Source organism: Pantoea sp. CS_6 (genome assembly GCF_041954745.1).
Classification (GTDB): domain Bacteria; phylum Pseudomonadota; class Gammaproteobacteria; order Enterobacterales; family Enterobacteriaceae; genus Pantoea; species Pantoea stewartii.
In genome coordinates this window covers 266776-287585 of sequence record NZ_JAVAYG010000003.1, presented here as the reverse complement: position 1 = coordinate 287585, position 20810 = coordinate 266776, and the positions used below count along the sequence as shown (strand labels likewise).

Genomic DNA, 20810 nt, shown 5'->3' with positions numbered 1-20810 from the left:
AGGTTAGATTAACCGCTACTCCCTCATCTCAGGCCGCACAGCGTTATGACCTGCCGATGATAAAACTGGAATCAATAATCAGTCGTTCCTGACGCTTATTCGGCCCACACGGCTCAGGCGTTCATGCGAGGAGCAAGGAGTTTTTATGCTAGATATCGTCGAACTGTCGCGTTTACAGTTTGCCTTGACGGCGATGTACCATTTTCTGTTTGTGCCATTAACGCTCGGTATGGCGTTTTTACTGGCCATCATGGAAACGGTATACGTCCTGAGTGGTAAACAAATCTATAAAGATATGACCAGGTTCTGGGGCAAGTTGTTTGGTATTAACTTTGCCCTGGGCGTGGCCACCGGACTGACAATGGAATTTCAGTTCGGCACCAACTGGTCTTATTATTCTCATTATGTTGGCGATATTTTTGGTGCGCCGCTCGCGATTGAAGGCTTAATGGCTTTCTTCCTGGAATCCACCTTTGTGGGCCTGTTCTTTTTCGGCTGGGATCGCCTGGGTAAAGTGCAGCATCTGGCGGTGACCTGGCTGGTCGCAATCGGTTCGAATATGTCGGCACTGTGGATTCTGGTAGCGAATGGCTGGATGCAAAACCCCATCGCCTCTGAGTTTAACTTTGAAACCATGCGCATGGAGATGGTGAGCTTCTCTGAGCTGGTATTAAACCCGGTTGCGCAGGTGAAATTCGTGCATACCGTGGCGGCAGGCTATACCACAGGAGCCATGTTTATTTTAGGCATCAGCGCCTGGTATTTACTGAAAGGCCGTGACATGGCGTTTGCAAAACGCTCTTTTGCCATCGCGGCCAGTTTCGGCATGGCGGCGGTGCTGTCGGTGATTGTGCTGGGTGACGAATCCGGTTACGAGATGGGCGACGTACAGAAAACCAAGCTGGCCGCTATTGAAGCGGAATGGGAAACCCAACCGGCACCGGCCGCCTTTACGCTCTTTGGCGTGCCCGATCAGTCAGCACAGCACAACAAGTATGCGATCCAGATCCCTTATCTCCTAGGGCTCATCGCCACGCGGTCGACCGATACGCCGGTGACCGGACTAAAAGAACTGCTGGCGCAACACGAAGTGCGAATTCGTAACGGTATGAAGGCTTACGCGCTGCTGGATGAACTGCGACAGGGCAATACCGATCCGGCCGTCCGCGATGCCTTTAACCACAGCAAAAAAGACCTGGGTTATGGTCTGCTGTTAAAACGCTATACCGCGAACGTGTCGGATGCCAGTGAAGCGCAGATTAAACAGGCCACGCAGGATTCGATTCCTCGCGTCGCACCGCTCTACTTTGCGTTCCGTATCATGGTGCTTTGCGGCGTGCTGCTGCTCGGCGTCATTGCACTGTCATTCTGGAGTGTGATTCGAAATCGCATTGGTCAACAGCGCTGGTTACTCAAAGCCGCACTGTACGGCATTCCGCTGCCGTGGATTGCGGTAGAAGCGGGCTGGTTTGTGGCGGAGTACGGTCGTCAGCCCTGGGCGATTGGGGAAGTCCTGCCCACCGCGATTGCGAACTCCACGCTGACCGTGGGCGATGTCCTGTTCTCAATGATACTGATCTGCGGACTGTATACCCTGTTTCTGGTGGCCGAGATGTACCTGATGTTTAAGTTCGCGCGTCTGGGGCCCAGCAGCCTGAAAACAGGGCGCTATCACCATGAACAGATCGTTAAAAACGCTCAGCCGGTGCGTGGATAAGGAGAAGCCCCATGTTTGATTATGAAGTTCTGCGCTTTGTCTGGTGGCTGCTAATCGGCATTCTGCTGGTGGGCTTTGCCGTCACCGATGGTTTCGATATGGGCGTCGGGATGCTGACGCGCGTATTAGGCCGGACCGATACCGAGCGTCGTGTGATGATCAATTCTATCGCGCCGCACTGGGACGGCAATCAGGTCTGGTTGATCACCGCCGGTGGCGCACTGTTTGCCGCCTGGCCGATGGTGTACGCCGCCGCGTTTTCCGGCTTCTACGTGGCGATGATTCTGGTGCTGGCCTCGTTGTACTTCCGTCCGGTAGGCTTTGACTATCGCTCAAAAATCGAAGATGCACGCTGGCGCGGTGCCTGGGACTGGGGCATTTTTATCGGCAGCTTTGTCCCGCCGCTGGTGATCGGCGTCGCCTTTGGCAATCTGCTGCAGGGCGTGCCTTTTCATGCCGACGAGTACATGCGGCTGTATTACACCGGAAACTTTTTCCAGTTGCTGAACCCCTTTGCGCTGCTGGCCGGTGTGGTGAGCGTTGCCATGATACTGACGCAGGGTGCGACCTATCTGCAAATGCGCACCACGGGCGAACTGCACTTGCGTTCACGCATCACGGCGCAGATTGCCGCGCTGGTGATGATGGCGTGTTTCGCGCTGGCTGGCGTCTGGGTAAGGTACGGTATTGACGGCTATGTGGTGACCAGCACGCTTGATCACTTCGCTGCTTCTAATCCCCTGGGGAAAACCGTGGTGCGCGAAGCGGGGGCCTGGATGGTGAATTTCCAGCAGCATCCTGTGTTGTGGTTATTCCCGCTTCTGGGCGTGGTGTTGCCCTTACTGACCGTAATGTGTTCGCGCGGAGAGAAGGGCGGCTGGGCGTTTCTCTGCTCATCGCTGACGCTGGCCTGCGTCATCATGACCGCCGGCATCGCGATGTTTCCGTTCATTATGCCGTCCAGTACCGTTCCCGGCACCAGCCTGACCATGTGGGACGCCACCTCCAGTTTGCTGACGCTGGAAATAATGACCTTCGCGGCGATAATTTTTGTGCCGGTTATTCTGCTCTATACCAGTTGGTGTTACTGGAAAATGTTTGGTCGTATCACTAAAGAACATGTTGAGCGCAACAGTAACGCACTCTATTAATAAAGGAGACGACATATGTGGTATTTTGCCTGGATTCTCGGCACCCTGCTGGCCTGTGCCTTTGGCATCATCACCGCGCTGGCGATAGAACATATCGAAGACAGCGCCGACGCGGAACGCCAGTCGTAATGCGCACAGGCATTCAGACAGGTTATCGCCTGATGGATAAGGGCCCGCTCCGGGCCCTTTCTCTGATACTCGCCTTATGGCTGGGCGGCTGCCTGTTATGGGACCCCGCGCGCTATGCAACCCGCCCGGAAGGCATCCTGCTATGGCAGGGCATCGTACTGATTTGGGCGGTCTGCACGGGGGTTATTCACGGCAGCGGATTCCGTCCGCGCCGTTTACGCTGGCGTGCGTTCTTTGCGCCATTGCCCGCCTTACTGGTACTCTTCTGGGCGCTGAGTCATTTTTATCGCTGACGACCTGTCACCCTTCACCCCAGGCGCGTGAGTTTACTTCAGCGTCTGGTCAAGAAACCTCCATTAATGACGTCTGGTTGTAACCAACTGATAATTATTTTCTCCTGGCTCTGACAGCCCATTCCCAACCCTAATTGTCTTGCGTATAGTAGCAACGTTTAAAACGAGGCCGGGATGTAGAGTGAGTACAACGCTGTTTCGCTGGCCGGTTCGGGTCTACTATGAAGATACCGATGCCGGTGGTGTGGTTTATCACGCCAGCTATATCGCTTTTTATGAACGAGCACGTACCGAAATGCTGCGTCAGCACCATTTCAATCAGCAGGCGCTGTTAGAACAGCAGGTTGCTTTTGTGGTACGGCGCATGACGGTGGACTATCTTTCGGCGGCACGTCTTGATGACCTTCTGGAGATCCAGAGCGAAGTGACATCAATGACGCGGGCGACGATGACATTCTCCCAGCGTATCGTGAACGCAGAAGGCAAAGTGCTCAATGAGGCAGAGGTCCTGATTGCCTGCATCAACCCACACCTAATGAAGCCGATTGCGCTTCCCAAGTCTATTGTCGCGGAGTTCAAGCAGTGACTGACATGAACGTTCTTGATTTGTTCCTGAAGGCGAGCCTTCTGGTCAAACTTATCATGTTGATTTTGATCGGCTTTTCGATTGCCTCCTGGGCAATCATCATCCAGCGCACGCGAATTCTGAATGCGGCGGGAAGGGAAGCTGAAGCCTTTGAAGACAAATTCTGGTCCGGCGTTGAACTGTCTCGCCTCTATCAGGAAAGTCAGGGACGTCGTGAAGAGCTGGCGGGTGCCGAGCAAATCTTCTACGCCGGCTTCAAAGAGTTTGCCCGTTTACATCGCGCGAATAATCATGCGCCTGAAGCGGCTGTTGAAGGCGCGAGCAGGGCCATGCGCATTTCCATGAATCGCGAACTCGAAGCGCTGGAAACCCACATTCCTTTCCTGGGCACGGTGGGCTCAATCAGTCCTTATATCGGTCTGTTTGGTACGGTCTGGGGGATTATGCATGCGTTTATTGCCCTGGGGGCGGTCAAACAGGCCACCCTGCAGATGGTGGCACCGGGGATTGCAGAAGCATTGATCGCCACCGCGATCGGTCTGTTTGCTGCGATTCCTGCCGTAATGGCGTACAACCGACTGAACCAGCGCGTCAATAAACTGGAGCAGGGCTACGACAACTTTATGGAAGAGTTTACGGCTATCCTGCATCGTCAGGCTTTCTCCAGCGACAGCGCTAAGTAAACAGAGGTAAATGATGGCCCGAGTGCGTGGTCGCGGTCGCCGCGAGCTAAAGTCGGAAATTAACATCGTTCCACTGCTGGACGTTTTGCTGGTGCTGCTGCTGATCTTTATGGCAACGGCCCCCATCATCACGCAAAGCGTGGAAGTGGATTTGCCCGATGCAACAGATTCTAAGACGGTTTCCAGTGATGATAACCCACCCGTGATTGTTGAAGTGTCCGGCGTGGGACAATACAGCATGGTCGTCGATCACGATCGTTTGCCGCAGTTGCCGCCAGAACAGGTGATTAGCGAAGCGCAACGTCGTCTGGAAGCCAATCCGAAAACCGTCTTTTTGATCGGTGGTGCCAAAGAGGTACCTTATGATGAAATCATCAAGGCGCTGAACCTGCTGCATCAGGCAGGGGTTAAATCTGTCGGTTTGATGACGCAGCCGATTTAAAGTCGAACCGTTTTTGGGAACCGAGTGTGTCGAAGGCAACCGAGCAAAACGAAAAGTTAAAGCGCGCGATAATCATTTCGGTGATTCTGCATATCGTGCTGATCGCCCTGCTGATATGGAGCTCGTTTAATGAGCACATTGAAGCCAGCGGCGGCGGTGGCGGTAGCGATATAGAAGCGGTCATGGTCGATCCCGGTGCGGTGGTTGAACAGTATAACCGTCAGCAGAATCAGCAAAGCGACAGTCAGCGTGCGGAGCAGCAGCGCCAGAAACAGGCCCAGCAGCAGGCCGAAGAGCTTCAGCAGAAACAAGCGGCTGAACAGCAGCGGCTGAAAGAGCTGGAAAAAGAGCGACTGCAGGCACAGGAAGACGCGAAACAGCAGGCGAAAGCGCAGGCTGAACAGCAGAAGGCCGCGGAAGCCGCAGCGAAACAGGCCGAGGCGCAACAGAAAGCCGCCGAAGCGGCCGCGGCGAAAGCCAAAGCCGATGCGAAAGCGGAAGCGGATGCACAGGCGAAAGCCGCGGCAGACGCAAAGATGAAGGCGCAGGAAGAGGCGAAGAAGGCCGCAGCAGAGGCGAAGAAGCAGGCTGAGCAAGAGGCGAAAGCCGCAGCCGCAGAAGCGAAGAAGCAGGCCGAGCAGCAGGCGAAAGCTGAGGCTGCCGAAGCCGCAAAACAAGCTAAGGCCGAAGCGGCGAAACAGGCTAAAGCGGAAGCCGCGAAAGAAGCGAAAGCGGCTGAAGCCAAAGCCGCAGCGGAAGCGAAAGCCGCAGCCGCCCAGGAAGCGAAAGAGAAAGCAGCCGCCGCAGCGAAAGAAAAGGCCGCCAAAGAAAAAGCGGACGCCGCCGCCAAAGCGAAAGCGGAGGCTGCTGCCAAAGCAAAAGCGGATGCGAAGGCAAAAGCCGAGGCGAAAGCGAAAGCGGCCGCTGATGCCGCCAATGACAGCGACGTCGATGACCTGCTGGGCGGCTTAGCGTCCGGTAAGAATGCACCGAAAAGCGGCGCGTCGGGTGGAGCAGCAGGGCAGGGTAATCAGAAGAAGGCGGGTGCTTCTGGCGCAGATGTGAATGCGTATCTTGGGCAGATCACCAGCGCAATTCAGAGCCGTTTCTACGATGCGGACCTGTATAGCGGCAAAAGCTGTGACTTACGTATTAAACTTGCTCCTGATGGCATGCTGATTGATGTTAAATCAGAAGGCGGCGATCCGGCGCTGTGCCAGGCCGCCATTGCGGCGGCGAAGCAGGCACATATTCCGAAACCGCCTTCACAAGCGGTGTACGAAGTGTTTAAAAACGCCCCGATGCGTTTCAGACCGCAATAATGCAGTAACCTGCGGCAGGTTGATCTATGGTTAGCTTGCCGTACTCTAGTTGTACTCGTGGTTTTCAGGAACAGTGCCAATTATCGCGGACTCAGGTTCAGATAAGGGAGATAAAATGAAGCAAGCTCTTCGCGTAACGTTAGGCTTTTTTATCCTGCTGTGGGCAGCGGTGCTGCATGCAGAGGTTCGCATTGAAATCACCCAGGGCGTCAACAGCGCGCGCCCTATCGGTGTGGTTCCGTTTAAATGGTCTGGCCCAGGCGCGGCACCGGAAGATATCGGTGGTATCGTCGCAGCTGACCTGCGTAACAGCGGTAAATTTAACCCGCTTGATCGTTCACGTCTGCCGCAGCAGCCGACCAGTGCTCAGGAAGTGCAGCCTGCTGCATGGAGCGCACTGGGTATTGATGCCGTGGTTGTTGGACAGATTCAGCCGAATGCTGATGGCAGCTATCAGGTGTCCTACCAGCTGGTGGATACCGCAGGTGCACCAGGCACCGTGCTGGCGCAAAACTCCTATAAAATTACAAAACAGTGGCTGCGCTATGCGGCGCACACCGTCAGTGATGAGGCGTTCCAGAAACTGACTGGCATTAAAGGGGCGTTCCGTACCCGTATCGCCTATGTGGTACAGACCAACGGCGGTCAGTTCCCGTATGAACTGCGCGTTGCCGATTACGACGGTTACAACCAGTTTGTCGTGCACCGTTCACCGCAACCGCTGATGTCGCCTGCCTGGTCGCCCGATGGCAGCAAACTGGCGTATGTAACCTTTGAAAGCGGCAAGTCAGCGCTGGTGATTCAGACCTTGTCTAACGGCTCTGTCCGTCAGGTCGCTTCATTCCCGCGTCACAATGGTGCGCCAGCCTTCTCACCGGACGGCACCAAGCTGGCCTTCGCCCTGTCTAAAACCGGTAGTCTGAATCTCTATGTTATGGACCTGGCCTCCGGGCAGATTCGTCAGATTACGGATGGTCGCTATAACAGCACTGAACCAACCTGGTTCCCGGACAGCCAGACGCTGGCGTATACCTCTGACCAGGCCGGTGCGCCGCAGATCTACAAAATCAGCATCAATGGTGGTGCATCACAGCGCATTACCTGGGAAGGCGCTCAGAACCAGGATGCGGATGTAGCCAGTGATGGAAAATCAATGGTGATGATTAGCACCAGTGGCGGTGCTCAACACGTCGCCAAACAGGATCTGGTAACGGGAGCCGTTCAAACGTTAACGGACACGTTCCTGGATGAAACGCCGAGCCTGGCTCCAAACGGCACCATGGTAATCTACAGCTCGACTCAGGGCATGGGTTCTGTGTTGCAGTTGGTTTCAACCGACGGTCGTTTCAAAGCGCGTCTTCCGGCAACTGATGGACAGGTCAAATTTCCTGCCTGGTCGCCGTACCTGTAATGTCTGAGCTTTCTGACATTACAAAAAAATAAACAATAATGGGAATTTTCAAATGCAACTGAACAAAGTACTGAAGGGTTTAATGCTGGCTCTGCCAATCATGGCAGTTGCGGCGTGTAGCTCACACAAAAATAACAACAACGACCAGTCTGGCGCAGGTGCTGACGGCGCTTACGGTGCTAACTCTGGTATGAACAACGGCAACATGTCTTCTGATGAGCAGGCGCGTCTGCAGATGCAACAGCTGCAACAGAACAACATCGTTTACTTCGGTCTGGACAAATACGATGTTCAGCCTGACTACGCTCAGATGCTGGATCAGCACGCTAACTTCCTGCGTAGCAACCCGTCTTACAAAGTGACCATTGAAGGTCATGCGGATGAGCGCGGTACGCCAGAGTACAACATCGCCCTGGGCGAGCGTCGTGCTAACGCCGTTAAGATGTACCTGCAAGGTAAAGGCGTGTCTGCGGATCAGATGTCTATCGTATCTTACGGTAAAGAGAAACCAGCTGTTCTGGGCCACGACGAAGCGGCTTACGCTAAAAACCGTCGTGCCGTACTGGTCTACTAAGAGAATCACATGGTTAGTAACTTCAGACATCACCTGTTGAGTCTGTCGTTACTGATTGGCGTAGCGGCCCCCTGGGCCGCTCATGCCCAAGCGTCAATCAGTAGCGTTGGCTCCGGCTCGGTCGAAGACCGTGTCACCAGTCTCGAAAGAATCTCCAATGCCCAGGCACAGCTGATGCAGCAACTGCAGCAGCAGATGAGTGATAACCAGCGGGATATCGACTCATTGCGTGGGGAAATCCAGCAAAATACCTATCAGCTGAATCAGGTTATTGAGCGCCAGAAGCAGATCTATCAACAGCTCGACAGTCTGAGCAGCAATAACAGCAGCAATGCCAGTCAGCCTGCCGCGGGTGCCGGTGACAATGCGGCTGCGGGCGCTGCGACAGCGGGCAACGATGCAGGTGCGGCCGCGGCCGGCAGCAGTGCGCCTGTTCAGAGTGGCGATGCTAACAGCGATTACAATGCTGCTGTTGCGCTCATTCTGGAGAAAAAACAGTACGATCAGGCCATCACTGCGCTGCAGGCGTGGGTGAAGCGTTACCCGGACTCGACGTATCAGCCGAATGCCAATTACTGGCTGGGGCAGCTGTTTTATAACAAAGGTAAAAAAGACGACGCAGCGTATTATTACGCCACGGTGGTGAAGCAGTATCCAAAATCCCCCAAGGCGGCTGAAGCATTGTTTAAGGTTGGCGTGATCATGCAAGAGAAAAACGACACGGCAAAAGCCAAAGCCGTTTATCAGCAGGTGATCAAACTTTACCCGAACACCGAATCTGCTAAGCAGGCACAAAAACGCTTGTCTGGTATGTAATTTGTGCAGGTTTGACCGGATATCGATGGATTTCTGGTCTTGCCGCATGAAAGGTAGGCAATTGAACCCCTTAACAGAAAATAAGGGTTGCGCTACCTCGGTAAATCAGTAATATATGCCGCCGTTGCCGGGACACATTGCAAATGTGTCTGGCAAGCCTGAAGATGGGTCGTTAGCTCAGTTGGTAGAGCAGTTGACTTTTAATCAATTGGTCGCAGGTTCGAATCCTGCACGACCCACCATCTCCCGCAGGACGCTGTTCCCCAAGAGAACCTTCAGTATTGCTTCACAACCATTAAGATGGGTCGTTAGCTCAGTTGGTAGAGCAGTTGACTTTTAATCAATTGGTCGCAGGTTCGAATCCTGCACGACCCACCATCTTATTCTCAGGCAGCATGCAGACATGTGTTTGAGCGGTTGTAAGCCCCGAGCGGGTCGTTAGCTCAGTTGGTAGAGCAGTTGACTTTTAATCAATTGGTCGCAGGTTCGAATCCTGCACGACCCACCAATACAGAAAAGCGCGCCCAACGGGCGCGCTTTTCGTTTATGGAGCAGTACAGTCAAGCGTGCATGATGAGAACCTGCAGCAGGTTCGACTGAATCGCGGTGCGATTCAGGCTGATGCGTCAGCATCACCCGCAGGGCGAGGCCCACGGGGCCGAAGGCCATCCTGCACGACCCACCAATACAGAAAAGCGCGCCCACGGGCGCGCTTTTCGTTTATGGGGCATTACAGTCAAACGTGCATGATGAGAACCTGCAGCAGGTTCGACTGAATCGCGTTGTGATTCAGGCTGATGCGTCAGCATCCACCCGCAGGGCGAGGCCTACGGGCCCGCAAAATCTGTCGTACTCCCGTCAGGGCCCAACACCCTGCGTCCGCACTGTTCCTGTCCGGCAGCGTGCCGTTGAACGGGCGTCACGCAGGCGGATCTTAATCATCTGCCATAAAAAAAGCGCCCGACAGGCGCTTATAGGGCGTAATACGTCAGCCGGATTAGCGTGCGGCTGTCTGACCGGGTTCCAAACTAAACTGTTTGACCAGCGTTTCAAGTCGGCGCGCCTGATCTTCCAGCGCGGTGGCTGAAAGGGCAGAGGCAGAGACCAGCGAGGCGTTTTGCTGGGTGGTGCTGTCCAGTTCTGAGACCGCACGCGCAATCTGCTCAATGCCACGGCTTTGCTCATCCGAGGCGGAAGAGATCTCACCCACGATGTCATTCACACGGGAAATCGCCTGAACTACCTGTCCCATTCTCTCGCCCGCGCGCGCAACGCGGTTATTGCCTTCCGCGATTTGACTGACCGATGCGCTGATCAGCTGATCGATATCCTTCGCTGCCTGCGCACTGCGCTGCGAAAGGTTACGTACTTCGCTGGCGACGACCGCAAACCCCCGGCCATGCTCGCCAGCGCGTGCCGCTTCCACGGCGGCATTCAGAGCCAGGATATTGGTCTGGAAAGCAATACTGTCGATAACGGCCGTGATCTCGGCGATTTTCTTCGAGCTGGCAGAAATATCGCCCATGGTTTGCACGACTTCCGTGACGGCGGCACCGCCTTGCTCCGCCGTTTTAGACGCTTCAGCAGCAATCTGGCTGGCGTGGCGCGCGTTATCTGCGTTGTGCTTCACCGTAACGGTTAACTGTTCCATGCTGGCAGCCGTCTGCACCACGGCGGCGGACTGCTGTTCTGTGCGGGACGAGAGCGTGTGGTTGTCGCTGTTAATACTGCTCGCCGCCTGCGACAGCGTGAGCACGCTGTCGCGGACCTCCAGAATCATTGTCCGCAGACGCTGATTCATCGCGCCCATCGCGCCAGCCAGTTTGCCCAGCTCATCACGGCCCGCCGGTTTTATATCGGCGCTTAAATCGCCCTTAGCAATGCGCTCCGCCAGCCATAAATTCTTTCTGACGGGATGAGTAATCTGTCGGCCAATCAGCCAGGCAATCAACATGCCCAGCAGCACAGCAAGGCCAACCGTCAACAGCGTCAGGTTAACAGAACTCTTGGTCAGGTCGCTGTTTTCTACCTTCATCTGCTGCAGAAGCGTTTTGAGGATAGCACTGCTCTTATCGCCATCGACCTTCACCGCGTTCTCCGCCTGACTGAGGGCCAGAAAGCCTGCTGCGTAACGTTCACTGAGTTGCTTAACCTCAAGGGTTGCATTCCACAGCGCGTTGAGCTGCGCCTGAGCATCGGGAGGTAATTGCGGTAGCAGGGTGGTGAGGGCGGTCTGGATGGCGTTGACCTGCGGTGTGAGCTGCGACTGAATCGCGCTGGCATGAGCGGGATCATAACGGAGTAACTGAAGCTGATCGCGCAACTGGCTGATTGCAAGCAGTTGCTGAAACAGTGCACTGGCATCGGTCATCTGGGTTTTAATCAACGCTTCGTACAGCGTTGACTGGCTCTGCATGTTGCGCTGATCGAGCTGCTTACCCGTTTCTGCCAGAGACTGCATGGCCTGGGTCATTGCGCTGATGCTGGCCTGAAAGTGGCTGAGCTGGCTGGCGATATCCTGGAGCTGTGTTTCCTCCTCGGGCAGCCATCGGTACTGTTGGGCATCATGCGTCAGCTGAGCGGCATGGGCGATATAATCCGCCATCACTTTCCCCGCTTTCTCATCGCCATACAGCAGTTTCAGCCGGTTAACCTTAGCCTGAAACACGTCAATATTAATGTCATAAATCAGGTTGCTCTGTTCATAAACGTCATGGATAGTTTTAAAACGCGCGATGCTTACCGCGCCCGATCCCACCACCAACAGCAAAACGAGTCCAAATCCTAAACTGAGTTTGTGCGAAATTTTTGTATTTTCTAACCGCAACCCCATGACCTCTGCCTCCTGCCCATGTCAACGATGTTAAGCCAAATTGGTTATCGGTTGAGCAGGCCAGGAGTTTAGAGGCGAGGCGTGATATTTCTTTTCAGGACAACGGGCTGCTTACTTCGCACTGGCCGGTGACAGGCTTTTCCAGATATGCATCACGGCGTAGCTGCGCCAGGGACGCCATACCTGTGAGCGCGCGTCTGCCGCTTTGGGTGTTAATCCCCCCAGATTATTGCGCACGGCAATATCCTCTTTCGGGAAGGCGTCCGGCCAGCGCAGCGCCCGCATGGCAATGTAGTGGGCGGTCCAGGGGCCAATGCCCGGTAAGGCCACCAGGCGCGCCATGATGTCGTCAGGCGAAAGCGTCGCATTGAAACGCAGGCTGCCCTCGTTGCAGGCGGCCGCAAAGGCCAGAATCGCTCTGGCGCGCGCACTGACAATGCCCAGGCGGGCAATCTCATCGACTGTGGCCCGAGCAATGCGCTGGGGTTGCGCAGAATAGCGCGACAGATCAGGGAACGGCGTGGTGCAGGGTTCACCAAATGCCTGAGCAAAGCGGCTGCTGAGCGTCGTGGCGGCTTTAACGGTGACCTGCTGGCCCAGGATGGCGCGTACGCCCATTTCGACACTGTCAAATGCTCCGGGGACACGCAGGCCGGGATAATCCTGAATACTTTGCGCCAGCAGGGGATCCTGTTGCAGGTGTTCGGCAATGCGCTGCGGCTGTGCATTCAGGTCAAACAGGTCACGCAGCCGACTCAGCAGGGCAGGCAGCACAGGCGTGAGAGAGCGGGTGAATTCCACCTGGAGCGCCTGCTTTGCCGGAAGATGCGAAATGCTGACCCAACCCCGGTATTCGCCCAGCGCCACCGTCCGGCGGTAGGTTTCACCATCAACGGCTTCAATGTCGTTCATTAACCGCAGGCGTAAAAAGTCCAGCATCGCCTGCCAGTCGTAAGGCGGACGATAGCTGAGGCGTAACCGCATTGTGTCCGTTGCAGGTTGCGGCGACAGGTTGCCGCTTTTGCGCAGTGCGCCCGGCGTCATGCGATAGCGCGCCTGAAACACGTCATTGAAGCGCCGTAAGCTGCCAAATCCACTGGCGTAAGCGATCTCGGTTACCGGCAGCGTGGTTTCGGTCAGAAGCTGCTTAGCCAGCAGCATACGACGTGTCTGTTTAAGCTCCAGTGGCGTGACGCCCAGCTCCTGCTGCACAATGCGCCGCAGCTGACGGGCGCTGATGCCAAACTCTGCAGCAATCGCATCCAGGCCGCTGTGGGCTTCCAGCAAGCCCTCTTCAATGCGCTGCACCAGTCGGTCGGCCACGCGGTGGGCGTTGTCCACGGGGGCGTTGCCGGGTGCCAGCTCCGGACGACAGCGCAGACAAGGGCGAAAATGCGCTTTCTCTGCCGCCTCAGCGCTGTTGAAGAACAGACAGTTTTTCTGCATTGGCGCTTTCACCGGGCAAATCGGGCGACAGTAAATGCCGGTTGAGGTCACGCCGACAAAAAACACGCCATCGAAGCGCGTATCACGCGAGGTCAGTGCCTGGTAAGCGGTATCTGAATCAAACATGGTTTTTCTCCGGCAAAGAGCGACAGCGTAGCGCGGGCATTGGATATTGACTGGCTGTTTTCGGACAGCACAACAGTTTATTGTAATGACCGAAAACAGCCAGTTTCACGTGGCGAAAATGCGATAATGCCAGACAGCAATGTGATGGAGGGAACAGCATGTATTACTGCAAACCTGTGATAACGCCGGTGGGCGAACTAACGCTGATCGCCAGCGATCGCGGTCTGGCGGCCATTTTATGGCAGGACGAAGTGCGCAGACATCCCCGGTTGTCGCCGCGTGAGCGCGACGATAATCATCCTGTTTTACGCGAAACCGAAACGCAGTTACGTGAGTACTTTGCCGGCACTCGGCGCGTTTTTGAATTACCGCTGGATATGGACGGCACAGCATTTCAGAAAAAAGTCTGGCAGGCGCTACTTTCTATTCCGTTTGGCGAAACCCGCAGTTACCGCCAGATCGCCGAGCAGATTGGGCATCCGGCAGCGGTACGTGCCGTCGGTGCTGCTAACGGCAGAAATCCGTTGTCCATTGTGGCACCGTGTCATCGGGTCATTGGGGCCAATGGAAAACTGACGGGATTTGCCGGTGGCCTGACGGTCAAAGCCTTTTTGCTTCAACTGGAAGCCCCTCAGCCCGGCCTGGTGGGGCTTTCTGCATCGTCATGACCAAATAAAACGCGACAGGCTGCTGCTTTTTCGCTATCGTGTTTAGCATATAAAACACGATGGCGGTATTTACGTCCTGTTAAGCCAGAAACGGCTATTTTCGTTAATTTTACAGAACGAGAGCGGTGTCATGAGCGCAATCTTTGATCCTGAACATGCGGTGTATCCTTTTCCTCCTAAACCCGCCCGGCTGAGTGACGAGCAAAAAACGCTTTACCGGGAAAAAATTAAAGCCCTGCTGAAAGCCCGTAACGCCGTGATGGTGGCGCACTATTACACGGATCCTGACATCCAGGCCTTAGCCGAAGAAACCGGCGGTTGCGTCTCTGACTCGCTCGAAATGGCGCGTTTTGGCAGCCAGCATCCCGCCACTACGCTGCTGGTGGCCGGCGTGCGCTTTATGGGCGAAACCGCCAAAATTCTCAGCCCGGAGAAAACCGTGTTGATGCCGACGCTGGAGGCCGAATGCTCGCTGGATCTGGGCTGCCCGATTGAGGCGTTTACGGCCTTCTGTGATGCGCATCCTGACCGGACGGTAGTGGTATACGCCAATACTTCTGCGGCGGTAAAAGCGCGCGCCGACTGGGTTGTCACCTCCAGCATTGCCGTCGAACTGATTGAACATCTGGACAGCCTGGGGGAAAAAATCATCTGGGCACCGGATCGGCATCTCGGGCGCTATGTTACGCAAAAAAGCGGGGCCGACGTGTTATGCTGGCAGGGCGCCTGCATCGTCCACGACGAATTCAAAACTCAGGCGCTGCAGCGGATGAAAGCGCTTTATCCGGATGCGGCAGTGCTGGTTCATCCCGAATCGCCGCAGGCGATTGTGGATCTGGCCGATGCGGTAGGCTCAACCAGCCAGCTTATTCAGGCGGCAAAAACCTTGCCACATCCGCAGATGATCGTCGCCACCGATCGCGGCATCTTTTACAAGATGCAGCAGGCGGTTCCTGACAAAATATTGCTGGAAGCGCCCACCGCCGGTGAGGGCGCAACCTGCCGAAGCTGTGCGCACTGTCCCTGGATGGCGATGAACGGACTGCAGGCCATTGCCGAGGCGCTGACGTCGGGTGGGCGGGCTCATCAGATCCACGTAGACGCGGCGCTGCGCGAGGCCGCGCTGGTGCCGCTAAACCGTATGCTATCCTTTGCAGCAGACCTCAAACATAACGTGAAAGGAAACGCGTAATCCGCGTCGTTGACAGGTGCCTGATATGGATTTTTTTAGCACGCAAAACATTTTAGTTCACATCCCGTTGGGCGCGACCGGGTACGATCTGTCCTGGATTGAAGCCGTCGGCACCCTGGCGGGCCTGTTATGTATCTGGCTGGCCAGCCTGGAGAAAATCGCTAACTACGCGTTCGGCCTGATAAACGTGACGCTGTTTGCGGTGATATTTTTTCAGATTCAGCTCTATGCCAGCCTGCTATTACAGCTGTTCTTTTTTGCGGCCAACGTTTATGGCTGGTACGCCTGGAGCCGACAAACCATTGATAACCAGGCGGCGTTAACGATTCGCTGGCTCCCGCTGCCCAGGGCCATTGGCTGGGCGGCGGTTTGCGTTATAGCGGTGGGGCTGATGACGATCTACATCGATCCGGTGTTTGCCTTTCTCACCCGTACCGCGGTGGCCCTGATGAATGCACTGGGTTTTACGGTGGCGATGCCGGCGTTGCAGCCGGACGCCTTCCCTTTCTGGGATGCCTGCCTGATGGTGCTGTCGATTGTGGCAATGGTGCTGATGACGCGGAAGTATGTTGAAAACTGGCTTTTGTGGGTGGTCATCAATGTGATCAGTGTGATGGTGTTTGCCCGTCAGGGGGTGTATGCGATGTCGCTGGAGTACGCCATTCTGACGTTAATTGCGCTGAACGGCTCACGCATGTGGATCATCAGCGCACGCAAACAGGGTTCGCGTGCGCTCTCGGCTCAGTGATGATGGCTGTGATGATGAACGTGGTCACTGTGGTGAGGTGAATGATCACTGTGCTGATGGGACGTTTCAGCAGCATGATCCGAATGCCCGCCATGATGATGGCCCTCTTCAATGACCTGTCCGTTCAGCTCACAGTCAGGGCCCACGCAGGGCTGAAACTCCATCTGTACCGTAGCATGCTCAATCTGATAATGGTCATGCAGGTACGTGTGGATGCGGCGCAGCAGGCCATCATGATCGCGCGGTGGAATGACCTGGACGTGCAGCGTTAAGATCGGTTGCTCGCCCACCTGCCAGACATGTACATGATGGACATCGCGCACCTCGGGAATATTTCGCTTCAGATCGCGCCGCAGTTTCTTCACATCCAGCGACGCAGGCGCGCCTTCCAGCAACTCATGTAAACTTTCCCGCAGCAGCGACCAGGCGCTACGCAGCACCAGCATCGACACGACGATGGATAAGATGGGGTCAATGGGCGTCCAGTTGGTAAACAGAATAATCACCGCGGCGACAATCGCGCCCACCGAGCCAAGCAAATCCCCCATGACGTGCAACGCAGCCGCCCGCACATTCAGGTTCTTTTCTTCACTGCCGTGATGCAGCAACCAGAAAGACAGAATATTCGCCAGCAAGCCGGCAATCGCAATGCCGAGCATCAGGCCGCCTGTGACGGGTTGCGGATGGGTAAACCGTTCCACCGCTTCCCAGACAATCAAAATGGTGATGCCGATTAAGGCGAGGGCGTTTACAAACGCGGCCAGCGTGGTCAGACGTAGCAGGCCAAAGGTATGACGTTCATTGGGTTTGCGTTTGGCAAACTGAACCGCCAGTAAGGCCATTAACAGGGCGGCGGTATCGGTCAGCATGTGACCGGCATCGGCCAGCAGCGCCAGCGAGCCCGACAGCCAGCCGCCAATCACTTCTGCCACCATAAAGAGTGCCGTCACGGCAAACGCGGCCATCAGCCGCGTACGGTTAGTGTCCTGACCGCTATGAGAGTGGGTGTGTGCCATACGTGTCCAGTTTATGTAGTAATCTTTCGGTCAATGATATCAGCAATTGCCACTCTGCTGAGATGTTGTGATGCTGTCTGGCGCGATCGGTCAACTTCTGACAAAGCGCTACGCCCTCATCAATGCCAATCAGCAGCCAGCTTCCTTTCAGGCGATGCGCGGACTCGGCTAACTGTCTTTCGTCACCGCTGGCAATGGCCGCGCGCAGTTGTGCCATGTCTTTCTCCACGGTATCACGTAAGGTTTTGCCCAGTCGGCTAAGATAGTTCTCGTTTTGCTGCGCCAGTGTCCACAGGTTGTTATCCAGCGCGGCCAGCGGATCGTCATGGAAGGCGGTCAGCAGGTCGCTGATATCCTGTAGCTGTACCGGTTTAATCAGCACCCGTTCATGCGGCTCAGTCTGTACATTCAGTAACTGCGCATCAGCAGAGCACAGCACCCGCAACGGCCTTCCGCCTCGCTGACGCTGGCGACGACGCAACACGCGCAGCAGGAGCATACCGTCCGGGCGCGGCATCATCTGATCGATAAACAGCAGGTCGTAAGGGCGCCGGGCATCGGCCAGCAACAGGTCGCGGCCCTGCTCAAAACAGTCCGCCTGAATCGCAAAGCGCGCCAGCTGCTGCTGCATCACGATCAGGTTTGTCGGATGATCATCCACTACGGCCACGCGCAGTTGCGGAAAACCTGGCAGCGTGGCCGGATCGCCCTCAGGGACGCTATCGCAGGGAATCAGCGGCAGGATAAGTGTGACCTCGGTACCTTTGCCGGGCTGAGAATGCAGGTGAATCTCACCGCCCATGCGCTGCACCATTTCCCGACAAATAAACAGCCCCAGGCCACTGCCCTGAACGGAAAGCGCTTTGCCCGACGGGGCCTGGTACCAGGGATCGAACAGTCTGGGCTGTTCTTCAGGGGGAATCCCGCTGCCGTTGTCGCTGACGGTTAACTGCAATTTGTCTGTAGCCGACAGCGTCAGGCGGATCAGGCCGTGCCGGGTGAATTTAAAGGCATTGGTCACTAAGTTGTTGACGATCTGCTGCAGGCGGTCCGCATCCAGCATCACCGCGTCAGGCAGCGGCGTCAGGGCCTCTACCTGTAAATGCGGGCCATCCGGCCGCATCAGCGGATGATAGAAATGGCGCTGCTGCGCCAGCCAGGGTGCCAGTGCCAGCGGGCGGGGCGACAGGGTAAAACTGTTGTTTTCAATGCGCGCGTGATCCTGCAAATCATTCAGCAACGTCATCAGGGACTGCGCGCTCTGGTACAGAAGCTGCAGGTTTTCACGGCTGCTTTGCTGTTTTTCCAGCTCCAGTAGCCCCAGGATCGCCTGCATCGGCGTTCGCAGCTCATGGCTGACCGTCGCTAAAAACTGGCTCTTCATGGCATTCGCGTGTTCCGCCTGTTCGCGCTGTTGGCGATCCCGCCGTTGCTGCCAGTAACGCCGGGCCAGTAACAGCAGTAACACGACAATGGCAACGCCTGCCGCCGCCAACACCGCGACGGGCAGCACGCGCATCGCGCCCACGCTGCCTGGCTGGGGCGGCATTGACCAGCGATCGCGCATCTGGTTTTGCGTATCGACGGGAATCTGCTGTAACGCGCGATCCAGCAGCCCACGCAGAACAGGCTCATCAGGTGCCACTCCGATGGCCACAGGCCAGGCGATATCGCTGGCCGCGAAAGCCAGATGAATGAGAGGATCGTTACGGCTGGCAATGCGCCAGCGCGCAGACAGGACGTTATCGACCAGCGCGTCAATCTGACCGGTAGCCAGCGCGTCGTACAGGCTGTTGCGATCCGCAAAGCGCTGAACCGGGATGGTGTCAGGGACGAGGCGCTGGGCCAGATCATCCTGCAGGATACCAATACGTTTGCCTGCCAGATCGCTCCAGTGAGAGCCGGCTGCGGGCTGGCGGCTGTAAATACCCCAGAGTGCCCGCCAGACGGGCAGGCTGGTGCTTTGAGTTTCACCGTTGAGCGGTTGCATCAGCTGTAACATCACCTGATGCTGTGCCAGCAGCGTGGCCGCCTGTTGCGGATTACTGACCCAGTGCGGCGTAAAACGTAAACCGGTGCTCTGTGCGACCGCATTGAGCAGATCGATACCGTAACCGCGGGGCGTGCCGTTGCTGTCGCGATAGCTCCAGGGATAGTTATCGGCTTCAGCGGCGTAGGTAACCTGGGGATGGGCTGCTATCCATTGCCGCTCGCTGGCGCTCAGCATCAGCGTTTGTGTGTCCTGATACCGCGGCAGGCTGCTGCTCCAGCGCGCCTGTAATGTGCTCATCAACTCTGCGGGTAACTGGCGCAGGCTCTGATTCAGCCACGCAATCAGCGCGGGATCGCGTGAAACCGCGCGCAGAGTCAGTTGCCCGGCATCAATCCCCGACGCGATTTGGTAAATTTGTCCCTGCTGTAGCTGACTCAGCAAAAATCCCGCGCTGGTTTCATCGGCGACCACATAGTCGTTTTGCTGATTGAGCAGCGTGTAGAGCGCCTGAAGATCGCTGCCGTAGGTGCGCCAGTGATGGCGGGCAGCCAGCGCAGGCGGAAGCTGTGCCAGGGTTTGCTCGCTGATCGCCAGTTGTGCATTATCACTGTTAAACATGACGGCACGCTGGTTCTGCTGATTACGGTAAATACGTAACGGGCTGCTAAACCAGCTGTCGCTGGCAACGGCGCCCGCGGGAAAGGGCGGGGCCAGCATGCCTAACGCAAAATCAATCTGCCCCGCCTGCAGGGCGCTCAGCAGAGCCGGCTGGGTGGCATAGAGGTGAAGGGAGAACTGCGCCCCGGTTAACTGGTGCAGCGCCGCCAGATAATCGGCGTCAATCCCGTACAGATCGTTGCCCACATGCATGGCCCAGGGCGCCGTATTCTCATCCAGCAGGCCCACACGCACCACTTTGCCCTGCATCAGCTCTGCGCCTTTTACCGGCATCATCATAGGCAGATTGATACTGCTGACCGGACGCACGTCGGCCTGGGCCAACGGCGCCAGCAGGAGCAGGAGAAGTAACCAGCGTATCACTGCTGTGCTTTCCACAGATCGGCCAGCTCGACAACAGAACGCGCGCCGGTTTTTTCCAGAATATTCTTTTTATGCGTACTGACGGTTTTATTACTGATATGCAACTGTTCGGCAATTTGCAGGTTGGACAGGCCGCTGGCCAGCAACGCCAGCACCTGGCGCTCTTTACTGGTTAACGGTAATTCGGGTTCGCTGCTGTGGCCTTCAGGAAAGGCTGACTGGCCGCCCAGTACGGCAAGAATGGCACTGAGTAAATGCGCCATCCGCTGGCTTTTCACCACATAACCCGCCGCCCCCAGCGCCTGCGCACGCCGGATGTAGTGGCTGCTTTGCTGGGCAGAATAGATCAGTACAGGACAATCGGGTAAGTGCACTTTCAGGCGGCGCAGAATCTCCAGTCCGTCGCCATCGGGCAGGCCGATATCCAGCACAATGATATCCGGAGGAAGCTGGAGATAAGGGCGAGCGGCGTGCTCGCTGCTGGCCGAAATAAGCTGAATGGGGACAGGCGATTGCGAGAGTGCCGCGTCCAGCGCCACTTCAACCAGTGGATGATCGTCAATCAGAAGCAGTGAGGCCATGAACATTTCCCTGTAAATTTCACAGGCTCAGCATAGCGGAAG

At 56.2% G+C, this 20810-nt stretch carries 19 protein-coding genes, 3 tRNA genes and 1 other RNA gene; 18 read left to right on the top strand and 5 right to left on the bottom strand.

Going from position 1 to position 20810, the window contains the following annotated elements:
- Positions 1-145: 145 nt before the first annotated feature.
- The 15 genes from cydA (at position 146) to RAC90_RS06500 (ending at position 9809) form a co-directional block, all read left to right on the top strand.
- Positions 146-1717 (top strand): cytochrome ubiquinol oxidase subunit I, encoded by a 1572-nt coding sequence (cydA, locus tag RAC90_RS06570; RefSeq protein ID WP_185199710.1) that lies wholly within the window; start codon positions 146-148, stop codon positions 1715-1717.
- An 11-nt stretch (positions 1718-1728) separates the two neighbouring features.
- Positions 1729-2868, top strand: coding sequence for a cytochrome d ubiquinol oxidase subunit II (cydB, locus tag RAC90_RS06565; protein WP_039337989.1), 1140 nt, complete (start codon positions 1729-1731; stop codon positions 2866-2868).
- Positions 2869-2883: 15 nt separating this feature from the next.
- Entirely contained in the window at positions 2884-2997 is a 114-nt protein-coding gene (cydX, locus tag RAC90_RS06560) for a cytochrome bd-I oxidase subunit CydX (RefSeq protein WP_006118462.1), read from the top strand.
- The gene (ybgE, locus tag RAC90_RS06555; protein WP_375124136.1) at positions 2997-3290 is read left to right on the top strand and encodes a cyd operon protein YbgE; all 294 of its coding nucleotides are present in this window, start codon (positions 2997-2999) and stop codon (positions 3288-3290) included. Before cydX ends, ybgE begins: the two co-directional genes overlap by 1 nt.
- A gap of 181 nt (positions 3291-3471) precedes the next feature.
- Positions 3472-3876, top strand: a complete 405-nt coding sequence (gene ybgC, locus RAC90_RS06550) for a tol-pal system-associated acyl-CoA thioesterase (RefSeq protein WP_006118464.1) — start codon at positions 3472-3474, stop codon at positions 3874-3876.
- Positions 3873-4559: a Tol-Pal system protein TolQ gene (gene tolQ / locus RAC90_RS06545; RefSeq protein WP_033739349.1), complete on the top strand. Its 687-nt coding sequence runs from the start codon at positions 3873-3875 to the stop codon at positions 4557-4559. The genes ybgC and tolQ overlap by 4 nt, the downstream gene beginning before the upstream one ends.
- 13 nt (positions 4560-4572) lie before the next feature.
- Positions 4573-5001, top strand: a complete 429-nt coding sequence (gene tolR / locus RAC90_RS06540) for a colicin uptake protein TolR (protein WP_006118466.1) — start codon at positions 4573-4575, stop codon at positions 4999-5001.
- A 26-nt stretch (positions 5002-5027) separates the two neighbouring features.
- A complete protein-coding gene (gene tolA / locus RAC90_RS06535) occupies positions 5028-6323 on the top strand; it encodes a cell envelope integrity protein TolA (RefSeq protein ID WP_006118467.1) in 1296 nt (431 codons plus the stop codon).
- Positions 6324-6438: 115 nt separating this feature from the next.
- Complete coding sequence (gene tolB, locus RAC90_RS06530) at positions 6439-7734, top strand: Tol-Pal system beta propeller repeat protein TolB (protein ID WP_033739351.1); 1296 nt, start codon at positions 6439-6441, stop codon at positions 7732-7734.
- Between the two features lie 52 nt (positions 7735-7786).
- Positions 7787-8308 (top strand): peptidoglycan-associated lipoprotein Pal, encoded by a 522-nt coding sequence (pal, locus tag RAC90_RS06525; RefSeq protein ID WP_006118469.1) that lies wholly within the window; start codon positions 7787-7789, stop codon positions 8306-8308.
- A 9-nt stretch (positions 8309-8317) separates the two neighbouring features.
- The gene (cpoB, locus tag RAC90_RS06520; RefSeq protein ID WP_375124135.1) at positions 8318-9124 is read left to right on the top strand and encodes a cell division protein CpoB; all 807 of its coding nucleotides are present in this window, start codon (positions 8318-8320) and stop codon (positions 9122-9124) included.
- A 166-nt stretch (positions 9125-9290) separates the two neighbouring features.
- Positions 9291-9366 (top strand) — tRNA-Lys (locus tag RAC90_RS06515).
- Positions 9367-9426: 60 nt separating this feature from the next.
- Positions 9427-9502: transfer RNA gene (locus tag RAC90_RS06510), tRNA-Lys, on the top strand.
- 54 nt (positions 9503-9556) lie between these two features.
- Positions 9557-9632: transfer RNA gene (locus tag RAC90_RS06505), tRNA-Lys, on the top strand.
- 44 nt (positions 9633-9676) lie between these two features.
- Positions 9677-9809: non-coding RNA, RtT sRNA (locus RAC90_RS06500), on the top strand.
- Positions 9810-10121: 312 nt separating this feature from the next.
- Here the strand turns inward: RAC90_RS06500 and RAC90_RS06495 are convergent.
- Entirely contained in the window at positions 10122-11957 is a 1836-nt protein-coding gene (locus RAC90_RS06495; RefSeq protein ID WP_375124134.1) for a methyl-accepting chemotaxis protein, read from the bottom strand.
- 111 nt (positions 11958-12068) lie between these two features.
- Positions 12069-13529, bottom strand: a complete 1461-nt coding sequence (locus RAC90_RS06490) for an AlkA N-terminal domain-containing protein (protein WP_375124133.1) — start codon at positions 13527-13529, stop codon at positions 12069-12071.
- A 158-nt stretch (positions 13530-13687) separates the two neighbouring features.
- Between RAC90_RS06490 and RAC90_RS06485 the strand changes: the two genes are divergently transcribed.
- The 3 genes from RAC90_RS06485 to pnuC all read left to right on the top strand — a co-directional run bounded on the left by RAC90_RS06485 (position 13688) and on the right by pnuC (position 16137).
- The gene (locus RAC90_RS06485) at positions 13688-14197 is read left to right on the top strand and encodes a methylated-DNA--[protein]-cysteine S-methyltransferase (RefSeq protein ID WP_375124132.1); all 510 of its coding nucleotides are present in this window, start codon (positions 13688-13690) and stop codon (positions 14195-14197) included.
- 130 nt (positions 14198-14327) lie between these two features.
- Positions 14328-15389 (top strand): quinolinate synthase NadA, encoded by a 1062-nt coding sequence (gene nadA / locus RAC90_RS06480; protein WP_375124131.1) that lies wholly within the window; start codon positions 14328-14330, stop codon positions 15387-15389.
- Between the two features lie 25 nt (positions 15390-15414).
- Positions 15415-16137 carry a nicotinamide riboside transporter PnuC gene (gene pnuC / locus RAC90_RS06475; protein ID WP_282498603.1) on the top strand — a complete coding sequence of 241 codons (723 nt, stop codon included), beginning with the start codon at positions 15415-15417 and terminating at the stop codon, positions 16135-16137.
- Here the strand turns inward: pnuC and zitB are convergent.
- Genes zitB through RAC90_RS06460 form a run of 3 tightly spaced genes read right to left on the bottom strand, consistent with a single transcriptional unit; the run spans position 16131 to position 20768 of the window.
- Positions 16131-17153: a CDF family zinc transporter ZitB gene (gene zitB / locus RAC90_RS06470; protein WP_033737748.1), complete on the bottom strand. Its 1023-nt coding sequence runs from the start codon at positions 17151-17153 to the stop codon at positions 16131-16133. The genes pnuC and zitB overlap by 7 nt on opposite strands.
- On the bottom strand, positions 17131-20202 hold the full coding sequence (locus RAC90_RS06465) for an ATP-binding protein (RefSeq protein ID WP_367143217.1): 3072 nt from the start codon (positions 20200-20202) through the stop codon (positions 17131-17133). Before RAC90_RS06465 ends, zitB begins: the two co-directional genes overlap by 23 nt.
- Positions 20184-20768 carry a response regulator transcription factor gene (locus tag RAC90_RS06460; protein ID WP_006118477.1) on the bottom strand — a complete coding sequence of 195 codons (585 nt, stop codon included), beginning with the start codon at positions 20766-20768 and terminating at the stop codon, positions 20184-20186. The genes RAC90_RS06465 and RAC90_RS06460 overlap by 19 nt, the downstream gene beginning before the upstream one ends.
- Positions 20769-20810 lie beyond the last annotated feature (42 nt).